At 70.1% G+C, this 23,395-nt stretch carries 20 protein-coding genes and 1 pseudogene; 11 read left to right on the top strand and 10 right to left on the bottom strand.

Annotated elements, in window-relative coordinates:
- The first annotated feature begins 115 nt into the window (after window positions 1-115).
- Window positions 116-1,414 carry a lytic murein transglycosylase gene (locus K8940_RS02805; protein WP_223393026.1) on the top strand — a complete coding sequence of 433 codons (1,299 nt, stop codon included), beginning with the start codon at window positions 116-118 and terminating at the stop codon, window positions 1,412-1,414.
- Between the two features lie 200 nt (window positions 1,415-1,614).
- Here the strand turns inward: K8940_RS02805 and K8940_RS02800 are convergent, their stop codons facing one another.
- Complete coding sequence (locus K8940_RS02800) at window positions 1,615-2,460, bottom strand: aldose 1-epimerase (protein WP_223393025.1); 846 nt, start codon at window positions 2,458-2,460, stop codon at window positions 1,615-1,617.
- Window positions 2,461-2,528: 68 nt separating this feature from the next.
- Between K8940_RS02800 and K8940_RS02795 the strand changes: the two genes are divergently transcribed.
- The 7 genes and pseudogenes from K8940_RS02795 (at window position 2,529) to K8940_RS02765 (ending at window position 10,631) form a co-directional block, all read left to right on the top strand.
- A complete protein-coding gene (locus K8940_RS02795) occupies window positions 2,529-3,737 on the top strand; it encodes a winged helix-turn-helix domain-containing protein (protein ID WP_223393024.1) in 1,209 nt (402 codons plus the stop codon).
- 88 nt (window positions 3,738-3,825) lie between these two features.
- Window positions 3,826-4,566: pseudogene (locus tag K8940_RS02790) on the top strand (response regulator transcription factor); the annotation flags it as partial.
- Window positions 4,567-4,860: 294 nt separating this feature from the next.
- A complete protein-coding gene (locus K8940_RS02785; RefSeq protein ID WP_223393023.1) occupies window positions 4,861-5,388 on the top strand; it encodes an RNA polymerase sigma factor in 528 nt (175 codons plus the stop codon).
- A gap of 85 nt (window positions 5,389-5,473) precedes the next feature.
- Window positions 5,474-6,451: a FecR family protein gene (locus tag K8940_RS02780; protein WP_223393022.1), complete on the top strand. Its 978-nt coding sequence runs from the start codon at window positions 5,474-5,476 to the stop codon at window positions 6,449-6,451.
- 165 nt (window positions 6,452-6,616) lie between these two features.
- Window positions 6,617-8,869: a TonB-dependent receptor gene (locus tag K8940_RS02775; RefSeq protein WP_223395747.1), complete on the top strand. Its 2,253-nt coding sequence runs from the start codon at window positions 6,617-6,619 to the stop codon at window positions 8,867-8,869.
- 141 nt (window positions 8,870-9,010) lie between these two features.
- On the top strand, window positions 9,011-9,847 hold the full coding sequence (locus K8940_RS02770) for a glycosyltransferase family 2 protein (protein WP_223393021.1): 837 nt from the start codon (window positions 9,011-9,013) through the stop codon (window positions 9,845-9,847).
- Between the two features lie 7 nt (window positions 9,848-9,854).
- Window positions 9,855-10,631, top strand: coding sequence for a polysaccharide deacetylase family protein (locus K8940_RS02765; protein ID WP_223393020.1), 777 nt, complete (start codon window positions 9,855-9,857; stop codon window positions 10,629-10,631).
- Between the two features lie 13 nt (window positions 10,632-10,644).
- Here K8940_RS02765 and K8940_RS02760 read toward each other — a convergent pair whose 3' ends face one another.
- Window positions 10,645-10,770, bottom strand: coding sequence for a hypothetical protein (locus K8940_RS02760; protein WP_223393019.1), 126 nt, complete (start codon window positions 10,768-10,770; stop codon window positions 10,645-10,647).
- Between the two features lie 90 nt (window positions 10,771-10,860).
- Window positions 10,861-12,324, bottom strand: coding sequence for a protein adenylyltransferase SelO (locus K8940_RS02755; protein WP_411675576.1), 1,464 nt, complete (start codon window positions 12,322-12,324; stop codon window positions 10,861-10,863).
- A gap of 245 nt (window positions 12,325-12,569) precedes the next feature.
- Between K8940_RS02755 and K8940_RS02750 the strand changes: the two genes are divergently transcribed.
- Together K8940_RS02750 and K8940_RS02745 are read left to right on the top strand one after the other, a co-directional pair.
- The gene (locus K8940_RS02750; RefSeq protein ID WP_223393018.1) at window positions 12,570-15,086 is read left to right on the top strand and encodes a TonB-dependent receptor; all 2,517 of its coding nucleotides are present in this window, start codon (window positions 12,570-12,572) and stop codon (window positions 15,084-15,086) included.
- A gap of 198 nt (window positions 15,087-15,284) precedes the next feature.
- Entirely contained in the window at window positions 15,285-17,702 is a 2,418-nt protein-coding gene (locus tag K8940_RS02745; RefSeq protein ID WP_223393017.1) for a M28 family metallopeptidase, read from the top strand.
- Window position 17,703: 1 nt separating this feature from the next.
- Here the strand turns inward: K8940_RS02745 and K8940_RS02740 are convergent, their stop codons facing one another.
- The 4 genes from K8940_RS02740 to K8940_RS02725 all read right to left on the bottom strand — a co-directional run bounded on the left by K8940_RS02740 (window position 17,704) and on the right by K8940_RS02725 (window position 20,523).
- Window positions 17,704-19,569, bottom strand: coding sequence for an AMP-binding protein (locus tag K8940_RS02740; protein ID WP_223393016.1), 1,866 nt, complete (start codon window positions 19,567-19,569; stop codon window positions 17,704-17,706).
- Window positions 19,570-19,669: 100 nt separating this feature from the next.
- The gene (locus K8940_RS02735) at window positions 19,670-19,933 is read right to left on the bottom strand and encodes a hypothetical protein (RefSeq protein ID WP_223393015.1); all 264 of its coding nucleotides are present in this window, start codon (window positions 19,931-19,933) and stop codon (window positions 19,670-19,672) included.
- Window positions 19,930-20,142: a hypothetical protein gene (locus tag K8940_RS02730; protein WP_223393014.1), complete on the bottom strand. Its 213-nt coding sequence runs from the start codon at window positions 20,140-20,142 to the stop codon at window positions 19,930-19,932. Before K8940_RS02730 ends, K8940_RS02735 begins: the two co-directional genes overlap by 4 nt.
- 138 nt (window positions 20,143-20,280) lie before the next feature.
- Window positions 20,281-20,523, bottom strand: a complete 243-nt coding sequence (locus K8940_RS02725; RefSeq protein ID WP_223393013.1) for a hypothetical protein — start codon at window positions 20,521-20,523, stop codon at window positions 20,281-20,283.
- 167 nt (window positions 20,524-20,690) lie between these two features.
- On the opposite strand from K8940_RS02725, the gene K8940_RS02720 reads away from it, so the two are divergent.
- A complete protein-coding gene (locus K8940_RS02720) occupies window positions 20,691-21,005 on the top strand; it encodes a hypothetical protein (RefSeq protein WP_223393012.1) in 315 nt (104 codons plus the stop codon).
- A gap of 23 nt (window positions 21,006-21,028) precedes the next feature.
- Here the strand turns inward: K8940_RS02720 and K8940_RS02715 are convergent, their stop codons facing one another.
- From K8940_RS02715 to K8940_RS02705, 3 genes are all read right to left on the bottom strand, one after another.
- Window positions 21,029-22,564 (bottom strand): class I SAM-dependent methyltransferase, encoded by a 1,536-nt coding sequence (locus K8940_RS02715; RefSeq protein WP_223393011.1) that lies wholly within the window; start codon window positions 22,562-22,564, stop codon window positions 21,029-21,031.
- Between the two features lie 91 nt (window positions 22,565-22,655).
- Complete coding sequence (locus tag K8940_RS02710) at window positions 22,656-22,838, bottom strand: DUF3606 domain-containing protein (protein ID WP_047413801.1); 183 nt, start codon at window positions 22,836-22,838, stop codon at window positions 22,656-22,658.
- Window positions 22,838-22,999 carry a hypothetical protein gene (locus K8940_RS02705; RefSeq protein WP_223393010.1) on the bottom strand — a complete coding sequence of 54 codons (162 nt, stop codon included), beginning with the start codon at window positions 22,997-22,999 and terminating at the stop codon, window positions 22,838-22,840. The genes K8940_RS02710 and K8940_RS02705 overlap by 1 nt, the downstream gene beginning before the upstream one ends.
- Between the last annotated feature and the right edge of the window lie 396 nt (window positions 23,000-23,395).

Raw genomic sequence — 23,395 nt, 5'->3', positions numbered from 1 at the left:
CGTATAAGCAGGACGCGGCCCGGAGTCAATGCGCTCAACGGCCCGGGACGGAACTTCAAGCGGCTGGCGCGCTTGTGATTGAAGGTTTCACTCGAACGCCGGTAGCTTTCCTTACATGGCCTTGGATCGTCGCGTCTTTCTCGTTCTTCTGCTCGCTGGCTGCGCGGACACCTCCCCGCGGGGTCCCCTGACGGGCCCCGCGCCCTCCCAGCCCAAGCCCGCTCCCCAGACACCGGCCGCGCCGAATCCCACGCCGGCCGCGCCCGTTCCGGCCGACGAGCTGGCCTTCGACGCCTGGCTGGCCGACTTCCGCGGCCGCGCCCTGGCGGCCGGCCTGTCGCCGCAACTGCTGGACCGAGAGCTCTCCGGCGTCACCCCCAATCCCAGGGTCATCAGCCTGGACAGCCGTCAGCCGGAGTTCTCCAAGCCGGTCGGGGCCTATATCAGCGGCGTGATCAGCGATGACCGCGTCGCCATCGGCCGGGCCAAGCGCGAACAGCTGACCTTCCTGCCCGAGATCGAGGCCCGCTACGGCGTGCCGCGCGACATCCTGCTGGCCGTCTGGGCCATGGAATCGGCCTTCGGCAAGCTGCAGGGCGATTTCGACGTCGTCCGCTCGATGGCCAGCCTGGCCTACGATGGCCGCCGCCGCGCCTGGGCCGAGGGCGAGCTGATCGCCGCCCTGAAGATCATCGACTCGGGCGAGGTCACGCGCGAGCAGTTGAAGGGCTCGTGGGCCGGGGCCATGGGCCAGACCCAGTTCATCCCGTCCAGCTACCGCGCCACGGCCGTCGACTTCGACGGCGACGGCAAGCGTGACATCTGGGGTTCGGACGCCGATTCCCTGGCCTCGGCCGCCAACCTGCTGGCGCGCGGCGGCTGGAAGCGCGACGTGGGCTGGGCCAAGGAGGTGATCCTCCCGGCCGGCTTCGACTATTCGGTGACCGAGGTCGAGCGCCAACTTCCGGCCTGGTGGGAAGCCAAGGGCGTCAAGCGCGCCGACGGCCTGCCCTGGACGAGCCAGGACGCGGCCTCGCAGGCCATGCTGCTGCTGCCCGCGGGCGCGGCCGGCCCGGCCTTCCTGGCCCTGCCCAACCACTTCGCGATCCGCACCTACAACAACTCGACGTCCTACGCCCTGGGCATCGGCCTCCTGGCCGACCGCTTCGCCGGCGGCGGACCGCTGGTCACGCCCTGGCCGGTCGAGACGCCGCTGAACATGGCCGACCGCATGGCCGCCCAGATCGCCCTGGCGCGCGTCGGCTTCAATCCGGGCCCCGCCGACGGCGTCATCGGCGCGGGCACGCGCAAGGCCCTGCGCGCCTGGCAGCAGAGCCAGCAGCTGCCGGCCGATGGCTACCTCTCCAGCGACATGGTCGCCCGGCTGAAGGCGCAGGCGGGGATAACGCCGTAGATTTCGCAGTCTCCGATCCGAACCCTTAATCGCCTTCCTAGGCCTTGTGCCTAGGACCCAGGGATCGGCTCGGCGAGCATCGGCGCTTCCGGCAAATGAAGGCGCGTTCCCGGCATCCGCCTGGAAAGCGTAAACATGGGTCCTGGGCACAAGGCCCAGGAAGACGGGGTTTGTAAGGCCAGGTTTGTTCTAAACGCGATCTATCGCGTCTGGACCTTCATCCAGATCGACCGGCTTTCCCCCGGCGCCAGCGTCACCATGCCGGTCTCCCCGTCCCCGAACGGGTTGGGGCGGCTGGCGCAGGGTTCGACGCAGTAATAGGCCTCGCCCGGCGGGACATAGACGTGCAGCCAGCGGCACTCGGCCGAGGCGGTGACGATCGTGTCTGGCTGGCCCGGCGCGCGCAGCACGGCCCGCTGGTTCCAACCGGTATAGCAGTGGTCGATCAGACCATGGCCCTCGACCGGCGCCCCGGCGGCCCAGTCAGCTTCCCACGGGCCAGGGTGATGGATCGTCGGCAGGACGTCGGCGTCGATCAGCCAGACCCCGTCATTGGCCGCCGTCAGGGCCTCGCCCTCGCGGCGCGGGAAATAGGGGTGAAAGCCCAGGCCCGCCGGCATCGGCGCATCGCTGGTATTGGTGACGCTCAGCTCGGTCCGCAGGCCGGTCTCGGACAGGACGAACCGCTGCTCGGCGCGATAGGCCCACGGCCAGGCGTCCGGCGCGTGCGTATAAGAAAGCACCGCCTCGCCATCCGTGACCTTCTCGATCGTCCAGGCCGCGCGCCAGCCCTGGCCGTGCAGCGTATGCGGATGGCCCGCCAGGTTTGGCGGCAGCACGACCTCGCGCCCCTCGAACGTGAAGCGGCCGTTCGGGATGCGATTGCAGAACGGGACCAGGGGAAAGCTCGACGTGAACAGGGCGTCGCCGGCCCCGTCCGCCATCGGCCGCAGCACGTCGCGTCCCGCCACGGTGAAGGCGGCGATCGCGCCGCCGACCTCGGGGGCGAGCACCAGGCGGGCCTGGCCCTTCTCGATGGCGGTCATGGGGGGCTCCTTCATGTTAGCGCTCTCACTGCCTTGCGCCCCGCGACGGCGCAAGCTCAACTGGCCCCATGGTCCAGACCCTCTCCGCGAAGGAAGCCCGGCGCATCGCGCTGGCGGCGCAGGGCTTCGGACGCCCGCGCCCGGACGCGCCGGCCCGCCGCCACCTGCTGTCGACGATCGACAGCCTGGGCGTCGTCCAGATCGACTCGGTCAATGTCGTGTCGCGCTCGCACTATCTGCCGTTCTTCTCGCGCCTGGGCGCCTATGACCGCGCCCTGCTGGAGGACCTGGCCTGGGGCCGCAAGCCGGCCTTGGCCGAATACTGGGCGCACGAGGCCTCGCTGACGCCGCTGGCCACCCATCCCCTGCTGCGCTGGCGGATGCAGGACGCCTTGGACGGCGTGGGGGTCTGGAAGAACGTTTCGGCCTTCCTGCGCAGCCACGCCGACTTCATCGACAAGGCCCTGGCGACCGTGGCCGAGCGCGGCCCCCTGGCGGCGTCGGAGCTGGAGCTGGGCGCGAAGGGCGAAGGCGGCTGGTGGGGCTGGAGCGAGGGCAAGCGGGCCATGGAGTGCCTGTTCTGGACCGGCCGCCTGACCACCGCCACGCGGCGCGGGACCTTCGAGCGGGTCTACGGCCTGCCCGAGCGGGTGCTGCCCAAGGCGATCGTAGAGACCCCGACGCCCGATCGCGCGCAGGCCTGCCGCGAACTGCTGAGGATCTCGGCCCGCGCCATGGGCGTGGCGACCGAGCGCGACCTGCGCGACTATTTCCGCCTGGGCGTGACCGACGCCCGCGAGGGCGTGGCCGCGCTGGTCGCCGACGGGACCCTGCAGCCGGTCGCGGTGAAGGGCTGGGACCGGCCGGCCTATCTGTGGCCCGACGCCCGTCGCCCACGCGCGATCAAGGCCCGCGCCCTGCTCTCGCCGTTCGACAACCTGATCTGGTTCCGCGAGCGGACCGAGCGGCTCTTCGGCGTCCGCGTGCGGCTGGAGATCTACACCCCCGCCCACAAGCGCACCCACGGCTACTACGTCCTGCCCTTCCTGCAGGACGAGGCGATCACGGCCCGCGTGGACCTGAAGGCCGACCGCAAGGCCGGCCGGCTGCTGGTGCTGGCCGCGCACGCCGAACCGGACGCCGACGGCGAGACCGCCGCCAGGCTGGCCGAGGAGCTGTCCCTGATGGCGTCCTGGCTGGGCTTGTCGGGCGTAGACGTGCGCCCCTCGGGCGACCTCGCCCCCAGTCTGGGTTCGATTGTCGGAAAACCGACTTAGCGCGGCTCGACGCGGCCGTAACGCATTGTAAAGATGTCGAATCGACCGCGTAGAGACGAGGCGAGATGCAAATGAGAGGCTGGTCGCCAGCTTGGGTGACCTCATGAAAGTCGCCCTGCTTGACGACGATCAAGACCACAATGCTCTTGTCGCCTCCGTGCTGGATCCCGCCGGCTTCGCCTGCACCGGCTTCACGCGGCCGTCGCTGTTCCTGGCCGAGCCGGACCGGGGCGCCTTCGATCTGGTGATCCTGGACTGGGACATGTCGGAGCCGCCGGGGGCGGAGACCCTGAAGCGGCTGCGCGAGGATCCGGCCGCCGCGCCGCCGGTGCTGCTGCTGACCCGTCGCTCGGTCGAGGCTGAGCTGGTCGCCGGCCTGAACGCCGGCGCGGACGACTACATCGTCAAGCCGCTGCAGCCGAGGATTCTGCTGGCGCGCATTAACGCGGTGGCGCGCCGCGTCCATCGGGTCCAGCCGCGGACCGAACAGCACGGCCCTTACCGCCTTGACCCCGCCGCCCAGACCGCCAGTTGGGGTGACCATGTCGAGGCCCTGACGCCCAAGGAGTTCCAGCTGGCGTCGATGCTGTTCAACAACCTGTCTCAGCCGGTGTCGCGCGAATATCTGCTGCGCCGGATCTGGGGGCAGCGGCCCGATCTCGAGACCCGCACCCTGGACGCCCATGTGTCGCGCCTTCGGGCCAAGCTGGGCCTGCGCCCCATCAACGGATTCCGCCTGAGCACGGTCTACGGCTTCGGGTATCGCCTGGAAACCTGCGAGCCCGAGCGCCCGGAAACGCCCGTGAACGAGGTCCGGCTGGAAGGCTGATCGCGGCGCTGGCTAAAACGACGGCGCCGCGCGCACGCGGCCTCCGCGACATTTCGCCACATAAATCCAGGTCATCGCGGCGTCACTCAAACGCGCTGAAATGAAGAATGCCGAGCCAAAGCAGCAAAAACGCCGCTATTTGAACTTCTGGGCGCCTTTTCCAAGTCGCGAGCGAGCGATATCTGGCCCCTGGGCTCGGGAATAGGCGACCGAACAAACGATCGTCTTTCCCGGAAAAAGATGGATAGTGCTGCGCCTTGCAAGGGGTAGCGACTGGCGGATGCGGGTGATCTTTTGAGCGTAGCGGACTCGGACAAGGCCGCTCTACTGGGCCTGTACGAGGAAAAGCGCGCCAATCTGGTGCGCTTCTTCGCCGCGCGTCTGGGCTCCCGCGCCGAGGCCGAGGATCTTTTGCAGGACCTTTATATTCGCATCAGCGGCATGGACTCGCTGGGCCCCGTCGACAACCCCTCGGCCCTGCTGCACCGGATCGGGTCGAACCTGATGCTGGACCGCCTGCGCAGCCAGAAACGGGCCGGCGCCCGCGACAGCGACTGGCGCGACGTCAACACCACCGTCGTGGCCGGCCAGGAAGTCACCGACGAGCCGCCCGCCGACGAGATCCTCGCCGGACGCCAGCGCCTGAAGGCCCTGGTCGAGGCCGTCGAGGACCTTCCCGAGAAGACCCGCCAGGCGTTCCAGCTGCACAAGCTGGAAGGCTACAGCCACGTCGAGACCGCCCGACGCATGGGCATCAGCGTCAGCACCGTCGAAAAACACATCAGCTCGGCCTTAAAGACCCTGACGAGGCGCCTGCGGTGATTTATGCAGTTGCACATGGGGGACGATGCGCCTGGGCGACGTCTACGATCAGGGGGATGATGGATCCTCGTCGGAGCAACGCCGGATGAGCCGGTCAGCGCAACATCTGCAAGAGGCGGCCGATTGGCTGACCCGACTGCAGCGGCCGGAGGTCGATGAGACCGACTGGCTGGCGTTTGACGCCTGGCTGAGCGAGCCCGGCGCGCAGGAGGCGTATGACGCCATCCAGGCCGTCGACGAGGAGATCTTCCAGCGGGGTCCGGCCGTGCGGGGGGCATTGGTCGAACCCAGGCGCGTCGCGGCGAAGCGGACGTCCACGATCGACTGGCGTTGGCTGGGCGGTCTGGGCGTGGCCGCCGCCGCGGCGGCCGTCGCCATCGTCGTCGCGCCGTGGGGCGAATTGCTGCCCCAGCCCGACACGCTCTACACCACCGCCAAGGGCCAGAGCCAAGCCATCCAGCTGGCCGACGGCAGCCGCATCGACCTGAACACCGACTCGCACCTGTCCGTGCGCCTCGAGAAGGACGCCCGTCGGGTCACCGTGCACGACGGCCAGGCGCTGTTCGACGTGGCCCATGACGCCTCGCGTCCGTTCCTGATCACCGCCGGCGACGAGACCGTGCGCGTGCTCGGCACCAAGTTCGACGTCCGCCGGCGCGACGGCCAGCTCAGCGTCACCGTCCTGCGCGGCCTGGTCGAGGTCTCGACCGACGGCGAGGATTCGCCGGTGCGCCTGCGCCCGGGCCAGATGCTGGAACACTCGGAAGGCGCCACGGGCGTCGTCGTCCGCGTCGTGGCGGCCGAGGACCAGGTGGGCTGGCGCTCGGGTCGGCTGATCTATCGCGACCAGCCGCTGAGCCGCATCGTCAGCGACATGAACCACTATTTCGACCGGCCGCTTCGCCTGGAAGGCGAAGACACCGCCAATCTCAAGTTCTCCGGCGTATTGATCGTGGATGGGCAGGATGCGATGGTTCGCCGCCTGACCAGCCTGATGCCGCTTTCGGCGACGCCGACCAATGATTCGATTGTCCTGCGCGGAAAGACTTCCGCGCCGCACTGACGTTCGTCCACGGGCCCGATCCTGAGACGGGCCTCGCTTCTCGTCGCCGCCAGCATCCTGGGTCTGGGCGTCAGCGCGCAAGACGTCGCCGCCGCGCCAACGCGCGCGCGCCTGGACATCCGCAAAGCCACCGTCACCGAAACCCTGATCGAGCTGGGCGTGCGCATGGGCGTCACGATCGGCGGCGTCGAGGCCTGCAAGGGCGCGGGCGTTCCCCTGGTCGGGACCTTCGACCTGCGCCAGGCCCTGGACCGGGCCACGGCGGGCAAGGGCTGCGCCTACGCCTTCGTCGACGCCCGGACGGTCCGCCTCTCGCCCGCCCGGTCCGTCGTCCCGCCGCGCTTCGTCGCCGCCGCCCGCGCGCCCGTCGCCAGCGAGCCCGTCGCCCCCCTGGCCCCGCTGGTCATCAACGCCGGCAAGCGGCCGCCGCGCCTGGGGACCCTGCCCGGCGGGGTCAGCGTCATCGGCTCGCCGCAGCTGCAGGACACCGGCGTCGGCGAGACCGGCTCGGTCGCCCGCCAGACCGCCGGCTTCATCACCACCAACCTGGGCGCGGCGCGCAACAAGATCCTGCTGCGCGGCCTGTCGGACGGCACCTTCACTGGCCGGACCCAGTCGACCGTCGGCACCTATCTCGACGACGTGCCGGTCAACTACAACGCCCCGGATCCGGACCTGCGCCTGATCGACGTCGACCGCGTCGAGGTGCTGCGCGGCCCGCAGGGGGCGCTGTACGGCGGCGGCTCGCTGTCAGGCATCTACCGCATCGTCACCCGCCAGCCGGAGCTGGGGACCTATTCCGGCTCCATCGGCTCGACCATAGCCAAGACCGAGTCCGGCTCCGACAGCTACCGCTTCGAGGGCGTGTTCAACGCGCCGACCGGCCCGAACTCGGCGGTGCGCCTGGCGGCCTATCACGACGTCGACGGCGGCTATCTGGACGACGTCAACCTTCGCCTGTCCAACGTCGACAAGACCACGCGCCGGGGCGGCCGCGCGGCCTGGCGGCTGGACCTGGGCGACTGGCAGATCAAGCTGGGCGCCGCCGGCCAGAACACCTCGTCCAAGGACACCCAGTACGTCACCCTGGCCCCCGGCGGCCCCCGTCGCGCCAACCAGGTGCGCGAGACCCACCGCAACCGCCTGGGCGAGACCTCGCTGAAGATCAGCGGTTCGGGCGACTGGGGCCACTTCGAGTCGGTGACCGGCTATGTCACCCACAACTACGCCAGCCGCTACGACGCCACCCTGGCCCTGACCGAATTCTCCGAGGAGGCCCTGGAGCTGGGCCTCTACGACGAGTCCGCCAAGGTGCGCATGGCCGTCGAGGACGCCCTCTATACCGGCCCGGAGCTGGGTCGCCTGCGCTGGATGATCGGCGTGTTCACCGCCACCAGCATCGAGGAGAGCGACGCCGAGCTGCGCGCCCGCTCGGGCAATGTCACCCGCAGTTACTACGATGAGGACCGCAAGGACCGGCTCAACGAATACGCCCTGTACGGCGAGGCGACCTACGACCTGGGCGCGGGCTGGAAGGTCGCCCTGGGCGGGCGGGCGTTCAAGACCACGGTCCACACCCGCTCCTACGTCACCGCGCCCTATCCCGGCACCTCGCGCGACATGGACCGCGAGGCCGGGTTCAGCGGCTTCTCGCCCAAGTTCTCGGTGCAGCGCGACCTGGCCGGCGGCGGGCTGATCTACGCCCTGACCTCGGAAGGCTATCGCGCCGGCGGCTTCAACTCCGGCGGCCTGGCCACGCCCAGCGAGGCCCGACGGACCTTCCGCCCCGACCATCTGCGCAACTACGAGATCGGCGCGACGCTCAATCCGTTCCGGGGCCGGGTGAACCTGCGGGCGGCGCTGTTCTACGACGACTGGCGCGACATCCAGACTGACCAGTATTTCGGCTCGGGTCTGTCCTACACCGCCAATATCGGCGACGGCCGCAACCGGGGCCTGGAGGTCGAGGCGGCCTGGAAGGCGACCGCGCACCTGACGGTCAGCGGCAACGCCCTGTTCAACGAGCCCAAGCTGACCCGCATCGCGCCCGGCTACGGCATCACCGACAGCGCCAGCCTGCCCGGCGTGCCGGACGTCTCGTTCGGCAGCCTGGTCACCTACCAGCGCCCGGTCACCGGCACCGCCACGCTGATGCTGACCGCCGAGACCGGCTACATCGGCGAGTCGCGCCTGACCTTCGACCCGCGCTATTCGCCGTCGATGGGCGGCTACTACACGGGCAAGCTGTCGGCCCAGCTGATGACCGACCGCTGGCGCGCGGCGCTGTTCGTCAGCAACCCCTGGAACAGCTCCAGCGACACCTTCGCCTACGGCAACCCCTTCAGCTTCGGCCAGGTCCGCCAGGTGACGCCGCAGCGCCCGCGCACCTGGAGCCTGGCCCTGTCGGCCAACTTCTAGGGGCGGCGAACTTCTAGCCGCCGGACCTGTCGCAAAGCTTACGCATTTCTTACCGCCGGGGCGGGGGGCGACCCCGGACGGCGACGTCATCTCATCGAGACGACCGCGGGGGCGTGGTCCGTTCGATCGAGGAAACCCCTGATGGCCAAGCTTTCGGCCCTGATCTGCGCGCACAACGAAGAGCAGCGCCTGCCCGCCTGCCTGGCGGCCCTGAGCTTCTGCGACGAGATCATTCTGGTCGCCGACCGCTGCAGCGACGGCACCGAGGCCATCGCCCGCCAGTACGGCGCCAAGGTGGTCTCCGGCATCTTCCCGATCGAAGGCCCGCGCAAGCACGCCGGCATCGCCCGCTGCACCGGCGACTGGATCCTGGAGCTGGACGCCGACGAGGGCGTGACCCCGGCCTTCGCCAAGGAGGTCCGCGACACCATCGAGCGCGACGCCGCCGCCGACTGGTACCAGATCCCGGTGGACAACTATGTCGGCGACCAGTTGGTCCGCCACGGCTGGGGCGGCTCTTTCGGCACCTCGTCGGTCGCGCGCCTTTTCCGTCGCGGCCACAAGTCGTGGAAGGCCGAGCGGGTCCATCCGGGCGCCAAGCTGGAAGGCCGTTTCGGCGGCCGCCTGCGCGAGCCGCTGCAGCACATGGTCGACGAGGACATCGCCGACATGTTCGCCCGCCTGGGCCGCTACACCGCCCTGCGCGCCCAGGACCTGGCCGACAGCGGCAAGGTCAAGGGCGTCGCCGACGACGCCTTCCGCGGCGTGCGCCGGTTCTTCAAGTGCTACGTCTCGCGCAAGGGCTACAAGGAAGGCGAGTTGGGCTTCCTGATCTCGCTGATGGCCGGCCTCTATCCGATCCTGTCGAACCTGCGGGCCCGCGAGATCCTGCGCAATCGCGCCCGCGCGCTGGAGACGGAACGTCCGATCGCCGCGCCGGCCCCGCTGCCGCTGCGCCGGGCCGAGGCCGCCCAGTAACCCCGCGATGCCGGCCCGTACGCCCCTCGCCTTCCGTCTGGCGCTGGGCTCCGAGCTGCGGCTCTGGGCCAAGGCCGGCCACGCGCCGGTGCTCTGGTGGCGCGACGACGACGCGCGCGGCCCGACCGGTCCGCTGGAACAGCTGCTCAGCCTGGCCCGCCGTCGCCAGGCGCCCCTGACCCTGGCCGCGATCGCCGGTCCGCACCTGACGGACCTGGTCCGCCGAGTCGAGACCGAACCCGGCGTCGAGATCGCCGTCCACGGCTTCAAGCACGTCAACCGCCAGCCCGAGGGCCGAGGCTTCGGCGAGATCGTCGAGGACGACGGCGTCGACTGGATCCGCGCCCAACTGCGCGCGACGGTGATGGCCTTTCACCGCGCCGGCGTCGCCCCAACCCTGTTCGTGCCGCCGTGGAACAATCTGCAGCCGCGCCTGATCGAGGCCCTGCCCGACTCGCCCCTGCGCGCGGTCTCCGGCTTCGACCACAATGCCGGCGTCACCGGCGGCGTCGCGCGGCTGGACGTTCACCTGGACGTGCTGCGCTGGAAGGACGGCGCCCGCTTCCGGGGGACGTGGAAGTTCCTGTCACGGATGCGGCAGCTGCTGAAGCAGCGGCGCCTGGCGGGCCAGTGGGACCAGCCGATCGGCCTCCTGACCCATCACCTGGATCACGACCACGCCACCTGGCTGTTTCTGGAGAGATTCCTGGCGATCTTCCCGATCCGGGCGCGCGCCGACCTGATGGGCGACGCGCCGGCCGAACCGGCCGCGCTCAGCGCCTAGCCTAGGCCTGGAACTAGGCCAGTTCCGGACGGTCGCGCATCCACTCGCCGACCGCTCGGGCGAAGCCGGGCACGCCCAGCGCGCCCACGAAGGACATGGCCACGGCGCAGACCAGCATGATGGGTTGGAAAATGCGCATCGGGAATCTCCACGCGGCGTTCGTCGAGGGCACTGTGCCGGGATTGTAAGACGGAACCTTGACGGTTGTTCCGCGCGCGAACGAAAAAATTCAGGGTGCGGCGTTTTTGGCGCCATCCCTTCCCAGCCCGTAAGCGACACGCGCGGCTTCGATCCGGTCCAGCTTGGCGTACAGCGGCGCCCAGTCGTCCCGCTCGGCGATCGGCGCCCACAGGGCCTCGACCTCGTCGATGATCAGCTCCTCAGGCTCGGGCCGCTGGAAGACGGGATCGGCCAGGCGATCGGGGCGATCCGGCTCGAAGGCCGCCAGCCGACGGCGGAAATCTAGGAACGCCTCGGTCCCATAGAGGCCGGCGCGGGGTCCGGCCAGCGCCCGCCCCTCCGACGCCTCGCCGCCGAACCAGTCGAAGAAGAACGGCTCCCAGCGCAGGGCGTCGCCGCCCTCGGCCAGGGCGCGGAAAGCGGCGTTGACCAGCTCGACATCGGCGTCGTCGCCCCGGCTCCGCACGGCCAGCCGGTCCAGGATCGCGCCGCGCAGGGCCAGGCGATAGCCGCCGGAAAAGTCGTTCAGCGCCGCCAGCAGCCCGGCCTGGTCGGTGACCAGGGTCAGGCAGGCGGCCAGCTGCTGCAGGTTCCAGAACACCGTCTCGGGCTGGCGGCCGAAGCTGTAGAGCCCCTGGTGGTCGAAATAGGCGGCGACGAAGTTGGGGTCATTGCGCGGCAGGAAGCGCCAGGGGCCGTAGTCGAAACTCTCCCCGGTCACGACCATGTTGTCGGTGTTGAGCACCCCGTGCACGAAGCCGGCCGACATCCAGCGCGCCAGCAGCCCGGCGCTGGCCGCCACGGTCGCCTCCAGCAGGGCCGCCGGCCGGTCGGCGACGTCGGCCAGGTGCGGGTAGTAGGTCTCGACCACGTGATCGACCAGCTGGGTGATCAGGTCGCGCTGGTCGAAATAGGCCAGGCGCTGGAAGGTGCCGAAGCGGATGTGGCTGTGCGATAGCCGGGTCAGCACCGCCGAGCGGGTCGGGCTGGGCTCGTCGCCGCGCGTCAGGGCCTCGCCGGTCTCGACCAGCGAGAAGGCGCGCGAGGTCGGAACCCCCAAGGCCTCCAGCTGGCTGGCGGCCAGGATTTCGCGCATCCCGCCCTTCAGGGTCAGGCGGCCGTCGCCCGCCCGCGACCATGGCGTCTGGCCCGAACCCTTGGTGGCCAGGTCCAGCAGGCGACCAATCTTTCCCGAGGACGACTCCTGCTCGCGCAGCTGGGCGAAGAGGAAGCCGCGCCCGTCGCCCAGGTCGGGGTTGTAAACGCGGAACTGGTGACCGTGATAGCGCATGGCCAGCGGGATCGGCTGGTTGTCCGGCAGCGGCGCGAAGCGGCCGAAATGGCCGATCCACTCGGCGTCGCTCAGGGCCTCCAGCCCCACGCTCGCCGCCGCGCGATCGTTCCGAAACCGGAGGATCGTCTCGGGAAAGTCCGCCGCCTCGACCGGGTCGGCGAAGTCGCGTCCCAGCGCCTGGAAGCGGGGATCGGGGCGATAGGCGGGAGAAAGGCTCATGGTCGCCAGATGAGACCGGGCCGCCGCCCGCGCAAGCCTCTTTCGAATTTCGATGACGGCCGCCGAACGCTGTCGCTTCCCGGCAACAGAAAATCCCAGAACCTTTTCGCAACAAGGGATTTCGCTTGCCGAGACCGGGGCCGGCGCCTAACCCTTGGCTATCCATTCGAACAATCGTTCGACGGAGCAACGAAAAACAAGCCGGGGGCGGGCAAGCGTTCTCGGCCAACGAACCGAGGTAGGAAATGCGCTTTACCCAGGTGCTTTGCGGCACTGCGTCCGCTGTTGTCCTCGCCGGTCTTGGCGCCACGAGCGTCGCGCAGGCTCAGGAAGCCGACTCCCAAACCATCGACAGCATCATCGTCACCGCCCAGAAGCGGGAACAGAACCTGCAGGACGTCCCGGTGGTGGTCACCGCCGTCGGCGCCAAGCTGCTGCAGGACACCGGCGTCAGGGACATCAAGGATCTGACGATCCTGACCCCCGGCCTGACCGTCACCTCGACCTCGTCGGAAGCCTCGACCACCGCCCGCGTGCGCGGCGTCGGCACCGTCGGCGACAACCCGGGCCTGGAGAGCTCGGTCGGCATCGTCATCGACGGCGTCTATCGCCCCCGCAACGGCGTCGGCTTCGGCGACCTGGGCGAGATGGAGCGCATCGAGGTGCTGAAGGGCCCGCAAGGCACCCTGTTCGGCAAGAACACCTCGGCCGGCGTCATCAACGTCGTCACCAAGGAGCCCGAGTTCGGCTTCGGCGCCAACGGCGAGCTCACCTTCGGCAACTACGGCGCCAAGGGCGCGTCGGCGTCGGTCACGGGTCCGATCTACGAGGACAAGCTGGCCGGCCGCCTCTATGTCGCCGCCCGCAAGCGCGACGGCTACAACGACGTGGTCACCGGCAAGGGTCCGTCCGATCGTGACCAGGACGCCGACTCCAACTTCTACACCGTGCGCGGCCAGCTGCTGTTCGTCCCCGACGACCGGGCGACCTTCCGCGTGATCGCCGACTACAGCCGCCGCGACGAGAACTGCTGCGGCGCGGTGCAGATCCGCACCGGCCCGACCGCCGGCATCCTGGCCCTGGTCTCGGGCCAGACGACGCCGCTGGCCACCACCGCCGATCCGTTCAAGCGCGTGGCCTATTCCAACCGCGGCGCGCCGGCCAAGATCGAGGACAAGGGCGTCTCGCTGCAGGGCGACATCGACCTGCCGTTCGGCTCGCTGACCAGCATCACGGCCATCCGCAACTGGCGCACCGACAACGGCCAGGACGCCGACTTCTCGACCGCCGACCTCGTCTATCGCAACAAGGACGGCACGAACTATTCGGAGTTCAGGACCTACACCCAGGAACTGCGCCTGGCGGGCAAGACCGACAAGTTCGACTGGCTGCTCGGCGCCTTCCTGGCGGACGAACGCCTGGAGACCCGCGCCAACTTCCTCTACGGCAACGACTACGAGCAGTATCTGGGCCGCCTGCTGTCGCGCTCGGCCGCCAACCCGGCGGGCGTGGCCAACTTCATCGCCCTGCTGCTGAACCGCGCGCCGAACACCTCGTATGTCGGCGGCCAGGGGATCCGTGACCGCTACGACCAGCGGGCCACCACGATCGCGCTGTTCACCAACAACACCTGGCACGTGACCGACGCATTCGAGATCACTGGCGGCCTGCGCTACACCTCCGAAGAGAAGAAGCTCGACACCTACCAGACCAACACCGACGGCGGCGTCGCCTGCGGCACGGCCCTGTCGGCCGCCGGCCAAGCCCGCATCGCCAGCATCGTCGGCGCGGCCAACGCCGGCACGGTCATCGGCAACCTCTGCCTGCCCTGGGCCAACCCGCTGTTCAACGGCCGCGGCACCAACCAGAAACGCTCGGACAAGGAGTGGAGCGGCACGATCAAGGCCTCGTACCGCTTCTCGCCGGAGGTCTTCACCTACGCCTCGTTCGCGCGCGGCTACAAGGGCGGCGGCTTCAACCTGGACCGCACCCAGTCGTCGAACGGCCTGCCCTCGGGCGGCGCCGGCGTGGCGCCGATCTACGACACCTCGTTCCCGGCGGAGTTCGTCGACAGCTACGAGCTGGGGATCAAGAACACCCTGTTCAACCGCACGGTGCTCTTCAACGTCAGCGGCTTCTATCAGAAGTTCACAGACTTCCAGCTGAACACGTTCCTGGGCACCTCGTTCGTGGTCCGCTCGATCCCGGAAGTGAAGTCCAAGGGCGTCGACGCCGACTTCCTGTGGTTCACCCCGGTCAAGGGCCTGATGGTCCAGAGCGGCTTCACCTACGCCCTGACCAAGTACGGCAACCAGCCGATCCCGAACGATCCGGGCAACGCCCTGGCCCTGCTGCCGGGCAGCCGCATGTCGCTGGCTCCGAAGTACTCGGCCTCGGGCTCGCTGACCTACGAGACCCCGGTCGGCGACAACCTGAAGGCTCGCTTCAACATCGGCGCGAAGTACTCGTCGTCGTACAACACCGGTTCGGACCTGTTCCCGCCGAAGGTGCAGAAGGCCTTCACCGTCGTGAACGGCCGCGTGGGCGTCGGCTCGGCCGACGATCGCTGGACCGTCGAGCTGTGGGGCCAGAACCTGTTCAACGAGAAGTACTATCAGGTGGCCTTCAACGGCACCCTGCAGGGCTCCTCGGGCTTGTCGGCCACCCAGCCCACCTACAACGCGGCGCTGGACACGATCACCTACGACGCGTTCCTGGGCGCGCCGCGCACCTACGGCGTGACCCTGCGCTCCAAGTTCTAGTTCTGACCGGGAGGGGGAACCGGCGCCGCGATCTCAAAGCGTCGCCGGCTTTCGGAAGAGGGGAAGGGCGATCCGGGCGACCGGGTCGCCCTTTTCCGTGGACGAAGCGCTCCAGGCCCCACGCCGGGGGTTTCCGATCGGCGCGCATCACCTCAGCATGTCCCTGGGGGATTCGCTGTCGCGCCGGAGGCACGCCCGATGAAGACGATCCGCTTCCTCGGTTTCTGGATCTGCCTGGTCCTGGGCCTGGCGCTGGGCGTCTGGAGCCAGCGGCCGCCCGCTCCAGTTCCCGCCGGCGCGCGGGCGACGGCCTTCTCGGCCGACCGCGCCATGGCCGACGTCGCCGCCATCGCCAGGACGCCCCACCCGACCGGCTCGGCCGAGATCGTCCGGGTCCGCGACCACCTGCTGGCGCGGATCAACGCCCTGGGCCTGGAGGTCTCGGTGCGTCCGGGCGAGGGCTTCCGCCCCTATTCCAAGGACGGGCGGGCCCTGGGCGTGGCGGCGGTGCAGAACCTGGTCGGCGTGCTGCCCGGCAAGGACCGCACCCTGCCGGCCATCCTGGTGATGAGCCACTACGACTCGGTCCCCAACTCGCCCGGCGCGGCCGACGACTCGACCGGCGTCGCCGCCGCTCTCGAGATGGCCCGCGCCCTGAAGGCCGATGGGCCCCACGCCCGCGACGTCATCTTCCTGTTCACCGACGCCGAGGAGCCGGGCCTGCTGGGGGCCGACGCCTTCTTCAACCGCGACCCGATGCTGGAGCGGGTCGGCGTGGTCGTGAACATGGAGGCCCGGGGCGACGCCGGCCGCGCGGCCATGTTCCAGACCGGCCCCGGCAACGGCGCGCTGATCGGCGTCTTCGCCCGCTCAGCCAAGGGACCGTCGGCCAATTCGATGGCCTCGACGGTCTATGAGAAGATGCCCAACGACACCGACTTCACCCACGCGGTGAAGCGGGGCCTGCCCGGGCTGAACCTGGCCTTCATCGACGACCAGCTGGGCTATCACACGCCGCTGGCCCGGCCCGAACATCTGGAGCGGGGCAGCCTGCAGCACATCGGCGACCAGGCCTTGCCGACCGTCCGAGCCCTGGCCGACGCGCCGACGCTGCCGGCCCGGACCGAGAACGCCATCTATTCCGACCTGCTGAGCCTGACCCTGATCAGCTATCCGCCCGTGGTCGGCTGGGCGCTGCTGGGCCTGGCCGCCCTGCTGATCGTCTTCACCGCCTGGCGCACCCTGGCGGCCGGCGCGGCCAGCGGCTGGGAGATCGCCCGGGGCGCAGGGGGCCTGCTGCTGATCGCCACCAGCGCCGCCCTGGTCCTGCACCTGGCCGGCCGCGCCCTGATGATCCAGGACGTCCAGCGCTACTACGGCCTGCTGGTCCGCTTCGACCACCTGCTGTGGGGCGCGGGCCTGCTCGCCGTCGCCGCCGGCCTGGGCGTGGCCACGGCCCAGGCGCGCGGGGCCAGCCGGATCATTCCCGGCGTCGTCGGCCTGGCCCTGGGCGGGGCGTGCAGCCTGGCCGGCGGCTTCGATCCCGTGGGCCTCGGCCTGGGCGTCGCGGCCTGCGTGTTCGCCGCCCTGGCCCTGGGCTTCCGCACCGGCGTGCTGGGGGCCTGGATCGGCGGGATGATCGTACTGCTGCTGCTGGCCACGGCCGCGCAAGTCCTGGCCCCCGGCGCGACGGTGATGCTGACCTGGCCGCTGCTGGTCGCCGCCGTCGGCGCGGCCCTGGTCATCGGCGTCGGCGGGACGCGGGACAAGCGGGTCGCGCTCGCTTTGACTTTCGCTGTCGGCCTCCTGGCCGTGCTGGCGACCGCCCAGCTCACCGCCTGGGGGGCCTGGACCTTCGCCGGGATCGGCCTGACCGAGCCGGCGATCATGGCCCTGTTCGTCATGCTGGCCGCCCCGGCCCTGTCGCCCCTGGTCCATGACTTCGCCGCCACCCGCTGGGCCTGGCGGGCCGCCGGCGTCCTGGCCGTGGCCGGGATCGCCCTGACCGCCAGCGCCGCGCGCCCGGGCGGCGAGCCCGGCCGTCCGGCCATCACCCAGGCCGTGCATGTGGCCGACCTGTCGTCCGGTGAGGCTTGGCGCGTCGCCGACCAGGCCCGGCTCGACGCCTGGACCCGCCGGGTCCTGCCCGACGATGGCGGCTCCGCGCCCAAGCAGCAGGCCCTGGCTCCGTTCTGGTCCAAGCCCGTGTGGATGTCGGAAACCCGCGCCGTTCCGGTCCCCGCGCCGCAACTGACCGTCGATCGCGCCGAGGATCGCCTACTGGTCCGCCTGATCCCCGCCCCTGGCGCCGAGACGGTCACCCTGCGCCTGCGCCCCACCGCGCCGCTCAGCCAGCCGCGCCTGAACGGCCGGCCGATCACCCTGGCGACCGAGGCCGGCAAGTGGTCCAGCGTGACCTATCACGCCCCTGACCCGAACGGCGTGACGCTGAGCTTCACCACCTCGGGGACCGGCAAGGTCGAGGTCGCGGCGCTGGAATATCATGAGGGCTGGCCGGTGATGGCCAAGGCGCCGCCGGCCAAGCCGCCCGAGTTGATGGCCTTCGGCATGTCGGACAAGACCGCCGTTCTGGTGCGCGGCGGTCTCTCCTGGTGACCTAGACCGGGAAGATCCCCTCGCCCGGCGCCTTGGCGTAGATCGCCTCCACCCGCTCGGCCCGCCGCTCCAGCGTCGCCCGCTGGTTGACGTAGCCCTTGTCGGTGATCTCGCCCGCGTCGATCGAGGGCGGCTCGGTCAGGATGGTGAAGCGGCCCACGCGGCGCGACGAGCCGCCGGCCACGGCGTTGAAGGCGCCCAGCCGCTCGCGCAGGATCGCCACCAGCTTCTCCAGCGGCGTCCCCGGCCCCGGATCGGCGACCAGCGCCTGGAGCCCGGCCGGCGAGGGCCACAGCATCGCGCCGATGAACGGCTTGTCCTGGCCGGTGATCACCGCGTCGTGGATGTAGGGGCTGCAGGCGGCGACGATGTCGGGCCGCAGCACGCCGACGCTGACCCAGGTGCCGCTGTCCAGCTTGAAGTCCTCGGTCACCCGGCCGTCGAACACCAGGCCCTTGGCCGGGTCCTCCGGATCGACGAACCGCGCCGCGTCGCCCAGGCGGTAGAAGCCCTCCTCGTCGAAGGCCGCCGCCGTGCGCTCCGGATCCTTGTGGTAGCCGGCCGCCACGGTCGGCCCCTTGACCCGGACCTCGTACTTCGAGCCGCTGGGAGCGAGTTTCAGCTGGATGCCCGGCAAGGGAAGCCCGACCAGTCCGACCCGCTCGGTGATCCAGTGGGTGACCGTGATGCCTTGCGTCTCGGTGGCGCCGTACATGGTGGTCAGCGGGATGCGCTGGCCGGTCTCGGCCACCGCCAGCGCCTGTATGCGCTCATAGACGTCGTTGGACAGGGTCGCGCCGCCATAGCCCATGTAGCGCAGGTTCTTGAAGAACGAGCGCCGCAGGGCCGGATCGTTCTCCATCGCCTCGGCCAGCATCGAGAACGCGATCGGGGCCGAGCCGAACACGATCGGCGAGACCTCGTAGAGGTTCTTGATCGTCGTCTCGAACATGCCCGGCAGCGGCTTGCCCTCGTCGATGTGCAGGGTGCCGCCGGCCCACAGCACCCCGTTGAAGCTGATGTTGCCGGCCGAGATGTGGCTCCAGGGCATCCATTCCAGGCTTTGGGGGACCTCGTCGGGATCGGGCGCGTCGGTGCGGATGCCCTCCTGGCCGGCGATCACCCCGGCCATCATGCCGTGGGTCTGGGGCACGGCCTTGGGCAGGCCGGTCGAGCCGGAGGTGAACAGGTACTTGGCCACGGTCGCCGGGCCCAGCGCCCCGCGCGACACCGCCACGGCCGCCGTAGGCTCGGTCGCGGCCACGTCGGCGAAGGCGATCGTTCCGTCGGCTCCATCCGCCGTGATCACCGCGATCGTGAGGTCGATGGCCTTCAGGGTCTCCAACGCCTTGGCGAACAGGGCGCCGCTCTGGGCGAAGACGACGCGGGGCGCGACCTTCTCGAAGCAGTGCCTCAGCTTGGCGTGGTCGGTCGAGATCAGGCTGTAGGCCGGGCTGATCGGCGCGGCCGGGACGCCGGCGGTGTAGGCTCCCAGGGTCATCAGGGCGTGCTCGATCGAGTTGCCCGACAGGATCATGACGCTGTCGGCCTCGGTCAGGCCCTGGTCCAGCAGCCATTGGGCGACGCCCTCGACCGCCCGCAGGGCCTGGCCGTAGGTGACGCCGCGCCAGGGGCCGTGACCCGGCTCGCGCTGCTTGATGTAAGGCCGGTCCGGATGCTCGGCGGCCTTGCGGGCCAGGAGGTCGGCGATCGAGACGGGCCCCTCGCCGGGGGTGTGGTTCGAGGTGATGACGATCGAGCCGTCGGCCCGCCGCTCGACGCTGACGTCCGGGCCCTTCATGGCCAGGGGCTTGAACGGAACGCTGGATACGTCGCGCGAGGGCGACGCGCCGTCTGGCGGCGTCATGGTCTCACTCCCTCAGATTATCATTGTTCTGTTGGAGCTGACGGTAGCGGAAACCAGAGGCGCGGCAAGGTTGCCGTTGGGTCGCCCTCGGGGGTCGCCCTCAGGTGGGTTCGACGCGCTCCAGCACGCTGACGTCGACGCCGCCTTCCATCACCCGGACGCCCAGGAAATGCATCTGGCCGCCCAGATAGCTGATCTGGTCCAGCGGCACGTTGTCGTCTCGCCGCAGGCGGCGGCCGTCATTGAGGGTCAGCCGCAGGACCATGGCCTCCACCGAGACGCCCTCGCCGATCGCGGCCTCGATGCGCCCCCGGAACAGGACGGCGGGCGACACGGGCGGTTTCAGCTTCACGTCCTTGCTCACAGCGCGCGCCCCCGGAAGCCATGTTCGCCGGTGACGCGGATCTGACAGGGCCGGCCGGACTGGTGCAGGCTGGCGGCCCGCCGGTGCGCGGCGGCCTTGGCCACCTCCTTGTCGGGCGACTGGCCGAAATAGTCGCCGTCCTGCTCGACGCTCCACCCTCCGTCGCGACGGAGGACGGTGAGGACTGTACGGTCGGTAATTTCACGCATTCCAGAGGGTTAACACAAAAACAAAGTCGGCGCCCGATAAAATAAAATGACGATTTCGAACCGCATTTTTCTTTGCCTTGAAAAGCAGGTTCATCGTGAAATTCACGACGCCCTTTTGCGCGGATATTTGAGTTTTCCTCAGAACAACTCTTCGCCCGCCCCGACGCAGCGCGCGGACCACAGCTCGCCACGCCATTTCACCTCGATGACGACGAAGTCCTTGCAGTAGCCGCCGTCCTGGCCGCTGATCGTGCAGACGTCGCCGCGACACAGCGACGGGCCGGAGCGGGCCGAGATCGTCACCTCCAGCGAACGCGTCGACCAGCCGTAGACGATCTCGTAGTCGTGCGGCCCGAACAGGCTGTCTTCCCGAGCGGTCATGGATGGACGGCGAACATGGAAGGGCGCGATCTGGTCGGCGCCGCATCGGCCGCGCTCGACCGGGACGGCGCGCGCCCGACGGCGATGGCGCGACCATGCGCCTTTCCCCGCGGCAAGGCGAGCATTGCCGCACACGACGGGGTGTCCCGTGTTAGGGTGCGGGGTTCATGTCGACCTGGCGGCTTTCCCAGGCGCCGATCGGCGGCTTCGATCGCAACCCGCATCGGACGGACATGACCCAGCCTCCCGGCAAAGCCCAGACCCTGTCCGCCCAGCATCTGCAGACCCTGCTGAACCTAGCCGAACGCCAGCCGGGCCAGACGTCGACCTTCGTCAACATCGCCGCCGCCCAGGCCCTGACCGCCCTGGGCCTGGCGCGCCATGGCGGCGGCGGCTGGGAGATCACGCCGCTGGGCCGCAACCACCTGCTTCACGTCGTCTCGCCGGCCGAAGAGGCCGACGGCCCCACGAACATCCGCTAAGCCGCCCTCTCCCTCTCCGAGGGTCAGGCGATCCCCAGGCCCCGCCAGTGCGGCAGTTCGGTCTCGGCGAAGGCGCCGGCCTGGGCCTCCAGCATCGCCAGGGCCGCGTCGGGGGCCAGGGCCGCGCCGTCGGCCACCAGGGTCTGAGCCTGACGGGCCAGGACATCGGCCGCGAACCGGGCCCATTCGGCCGGCCCGCCGCCGCCCTCCTGCAGCGCCAGCCAGAACAGCTGCTGGAAGCGCGAGACGCTGATCGCGCCGCCGGTGACGGGCGCGGCCAGGAAGCCCAGGTCGTCGGAGTCCGCCGCCCGCTGGGCCAGCGCCTGGTTCAGGGCCCGGGCCGAGCCGGTCGCGCGCGCCGCCGCGTCGGCCGCCTGGGCCGGCGCCAGGGCGCCCTGGCTGGTCAGCGCCACCAGCCCGGTGGTCAGGTCCGAGAAGGCCACGCCGGCGGGCAGGGCCGCCTCCAGCTCGCCGACCGTCCGGGGCTGGTAGTCGCCCATCACGTCGTAGATCGCGTCGTACAGCGCCCCGTTCAGCCCCGTCTCGGCGAACACCCCGTTGGCCTTGCCCGGTCGCTGGGCCACGGGCTTGGCCAGCACCACCCGCACGTCGCGCAGCGCCCGGCCCTGCTCGGCGGCGCTCAGCGGCCGGGCCCCGCGCAGCCAGTAGTCGCGCCGGAACTGGGCCTGCACCGCCACGTCGCGGAAGGTCTCGCGCAGCGAGGGATCCGGCAGCTCGCGCAGGAAGGCGGCCATGTCGCCCGACAGGTTCAGCCCCTCCAGATGGTCGGCCATCCAGGCCGAGGCCCCGAACGACAGCTTGGCCGCGTCCAGCAGGCGCTCGACCTCGGCGAACCACATCGGGGTCCAGTGGTCGTTCAGATATTCGTGGACCAGATAGGTCCGGTCCTGGCGCAGCAGGCCCTGCAGCCGCTCGGTCACGGCGGGGTTCAGCCGCGAATAGACCGGGTCCAGGTCGAAGAAGCGCTGCATCGTCGACAGCGCCCCCTCCAGGTTGGCCGCGTCCCCCAGGCCCGGCGCGCCCAGGGTGTCGATGTGGCGCTTCATCAGGTGGCGCAGCGGCGCGGCCACGGCCCAGCCGGGCTGGGTGTTGTAGGAGATGTAGGCGACGCCGCCGGGCTTCAGCTTCTTGCGCAGGAACGCGACGATCCCGGCCCGCGTCTCGTCGTTGACCCAGCTCCAGATGCCGTGCAGCGAGATGAAGTCGAAGTCGGGCAGGTCGGGCCGGGCGGCGAACTCCTCGAACGAGTCGTCGGTGAACGTCGCCCGCGCGCCGCTGGCGGCGACCAGGTCGCGGGCGAAGACCGCCTGGGCGGGGGCGAAATCGCACCCCCACCAGTCGACGTCGGCCTGAGTCGCGGCGTGGACCGCCGCCGAGCAGCCCTGGCCGAAGCCCAGCTCGCACGCCGTCTCGATCTTCGGCGCCCGCACGCCCTTCAGCAGCAGCGGCAGAGCCGCGCGGACCGGGTTCAGCTCGGAATAGGTATGATAGGTGTAGCCGGTCTCCACCGCATAGCCGCCGCTCCAGTCCGTGCTCATCAACCGCTCCGTGAGTCGCCCAGCGACGCTGCACGGGCGCGGGAGCCAGGGCAAGGGACGGCGGCGGATCCCGGCGGAAACGCCGCGCGGCTCAGCGCTTCTTACCGAGCTCCGCGGCGATGTCCTTGGTCATGCGGCCGACCTTGCGGTGGGCGGCGGTGATCTGGTCGCGGGTGACGCCCCAGCGCTTCATCCAGTACTCGACGGCCTGGCGCTCGCTGAGGTCCAGGCGGTCCTTGTCGATGAAGCCGCGCTTGTCCTTGAGCCCGGCCATCAGCGCGCCATCCACGGCTTGGAGGAGCCCGTCGCGGCGGCGGCGGCCCGCTGGCGCTGGAACTTGCCGCCACGCGGCGGCTTGGGCCGCGCGTCGAGGGCGGCCTGCTTCAGGCGCAGGGCCCGCTGGATCGGGGTCTCGTCGGGTGGGGTGGTGGTCATGGGTAGCACCATACCCCTCTCTCTGAGAGAGAGGGAGGGGCCCATCGCACGGCGATGGGAGGGTGAGGGGTTACACCGCCAGCCGGCGTGCCGGCACTGCCTCCCCGACCCGCGCCAAGATCACCCACGGGCTTCGCCTACCCACTCACCCTCCCACGCCTGCGGCGCGGGCCCCTCCCTCTCTCCATGAGAGAGGGTTTCGGTGGGCGTGGCCTCGCTTGAAAACGACCTTCCGCCAGGAAGGGAGTCCTCCTTACATCTCACGGCGAGACGATCGCCGGGCTGTCCAGGTCACTCAAGGACGGCTTCGCCGCCGCGGAGCGGCCGCTCGGAGAGCGGTCCTTGACTGACCTGGTCAGTCCGGCACGCTGCTGCCTTCGAGAGATGTAAGGTTAG

This window comes from Caulobacter segnis, assembly GCF_019931575.1.
GTDB lineage: Bacteria > Pseudomonadota > Alphaproteobacteria > Caulobacterales > Caulobacteraceae > Caulobacter > Caulobacter segnis_C.
This window is presented reverse-complemented; position numbering and strand designations above follow the sequence as displayed.

Bases quoted from the DNA above. Each gene is read 5' to 3' on its own strand.
- K8940_RS02725 (WP_223393013.1), bottom strand. From the start codon at position 20,523: ATGACCGCTCGGGAAGACAGCCTGTTCGGGCCGCACGACTACGAGATC.
- K8940_RS02800 (WP_223393025.1), bottom strand. From the start codon at position 2,460: ATGACCGCCATCGAGAAGGGCCAGGCCCGCCTGGTGCTCGCCCCCGAG.
- K8940_RS02765 (WP_223393020.1), top strand. From the start codon at position 9,855: ATGCCGGCCCGTACGCCCCTCGCCTTCCGTCTGGCGCTGGGCTCCGAG.
- K8940_RS02740 (WP_223393016.1), bottom strand. From the start codon at position 19,569: ATGACGCCGCCAGACGGCGCGTCGCCCTCGCGCGACGTATCCAGCGTT.
- K8940_RS02720 (WP_223393012.1), top strand. From the start codon at position 20,691: ATGTCGACCTGGCGGCTTTCCCAGGCGCCGATCGGCGGCTTCGATCGC.
- K8940_RS02760 (WP_223393019.1), bottom strand. From the start codon at position 10,770: ATGCGCATTTTCCAACCCATCATGCTGGTCTGCGCCGTGGCCATGTCC.
- K8940_RS02805 (WP_223393026.1), top strand. From the start codon at position 116: ATGGCCTTGGATCGTCGCGTCTTTCTCGTTCTTCTGCTCGCTGGCTGC.
- K8940_RS02795 (WP_223393024.1), top strand. From the start codon at position 2,529: ATGGTCCAGACCCTCTCCGCGAAGGAAGCCCGGCGCATCGCGCTGGCG.
- K8940_RS02770 (WP_223393021.1), top strand. From the start codon at position 9,011: ATGGCCAAGCTTTCGGCCCTGATCTGCGCGCACAACGAAGAGCAGCGC.
- K8940_RS02730 (WP_223393014.1), bottom strand. From the start codon at position 20,142: ATGCGTGAAATTACCGACCGTACAGTCCTCACCGTCCTCCGTCGCGAC.
- K8940_RS02780 (WP_223393022.1), top strand. From the start codon at position 5,474: ATGAGCCGGTCAGCGCAACATCTGCAAGAGGCGGCCGATTGGCTGACC.
- K8940_RS02775 (WP_223395747.1), top strand. From the start codon at position 6,617: ATGGGCGTCACGATCGGCGGCGTCGAGGCCTGCAAGGGCGCGGGCGTT.
- K8940_RS02750 (WP_223393018.1), top strand. From the start codon at position 12,570: ATGCGCTTTACCCAGGTGCTTTGCGGCACTGCGTCCGCTGTTGTCCTC.
- K8940_RS02705 (WP_223393010.1), bottom strand. From the start codon at position 22,999: ATGACCACCACCCCACCCGACGAGACCCCGATCCAGCGGGCCCTGCGC.
- K8940_RS02755 (WP_411675576.1), bottom strand. From the start codon at position 12,324: ATGAGCCTTTCTCCCGCCTATCGCCCCGATCCCCGCTTCCAGGCGCTG.
- K8940_RS02745 (WP_223393017.1), top strand. From the start codon at position 15,285: ATGAAGACGATCCGCTTCCTCGGTTTCTGGATCTGCCTGGTCCTGGGC.
- K8940_RS02715 (WP_223393011.1), bottom strand. From the start codon at position 22,564: ATGAGCACGGACTGGAGCGGCGGCTATGCGGTGGAGACCGGCTACACC.
- K8940_RS02710 (WP_047413801.1), bottom strand. From the start codon at position 22,838: ATGGCCGGGCTCAAGGACAAGCGCGGCTTCATCGACAAGGACCGCCTG.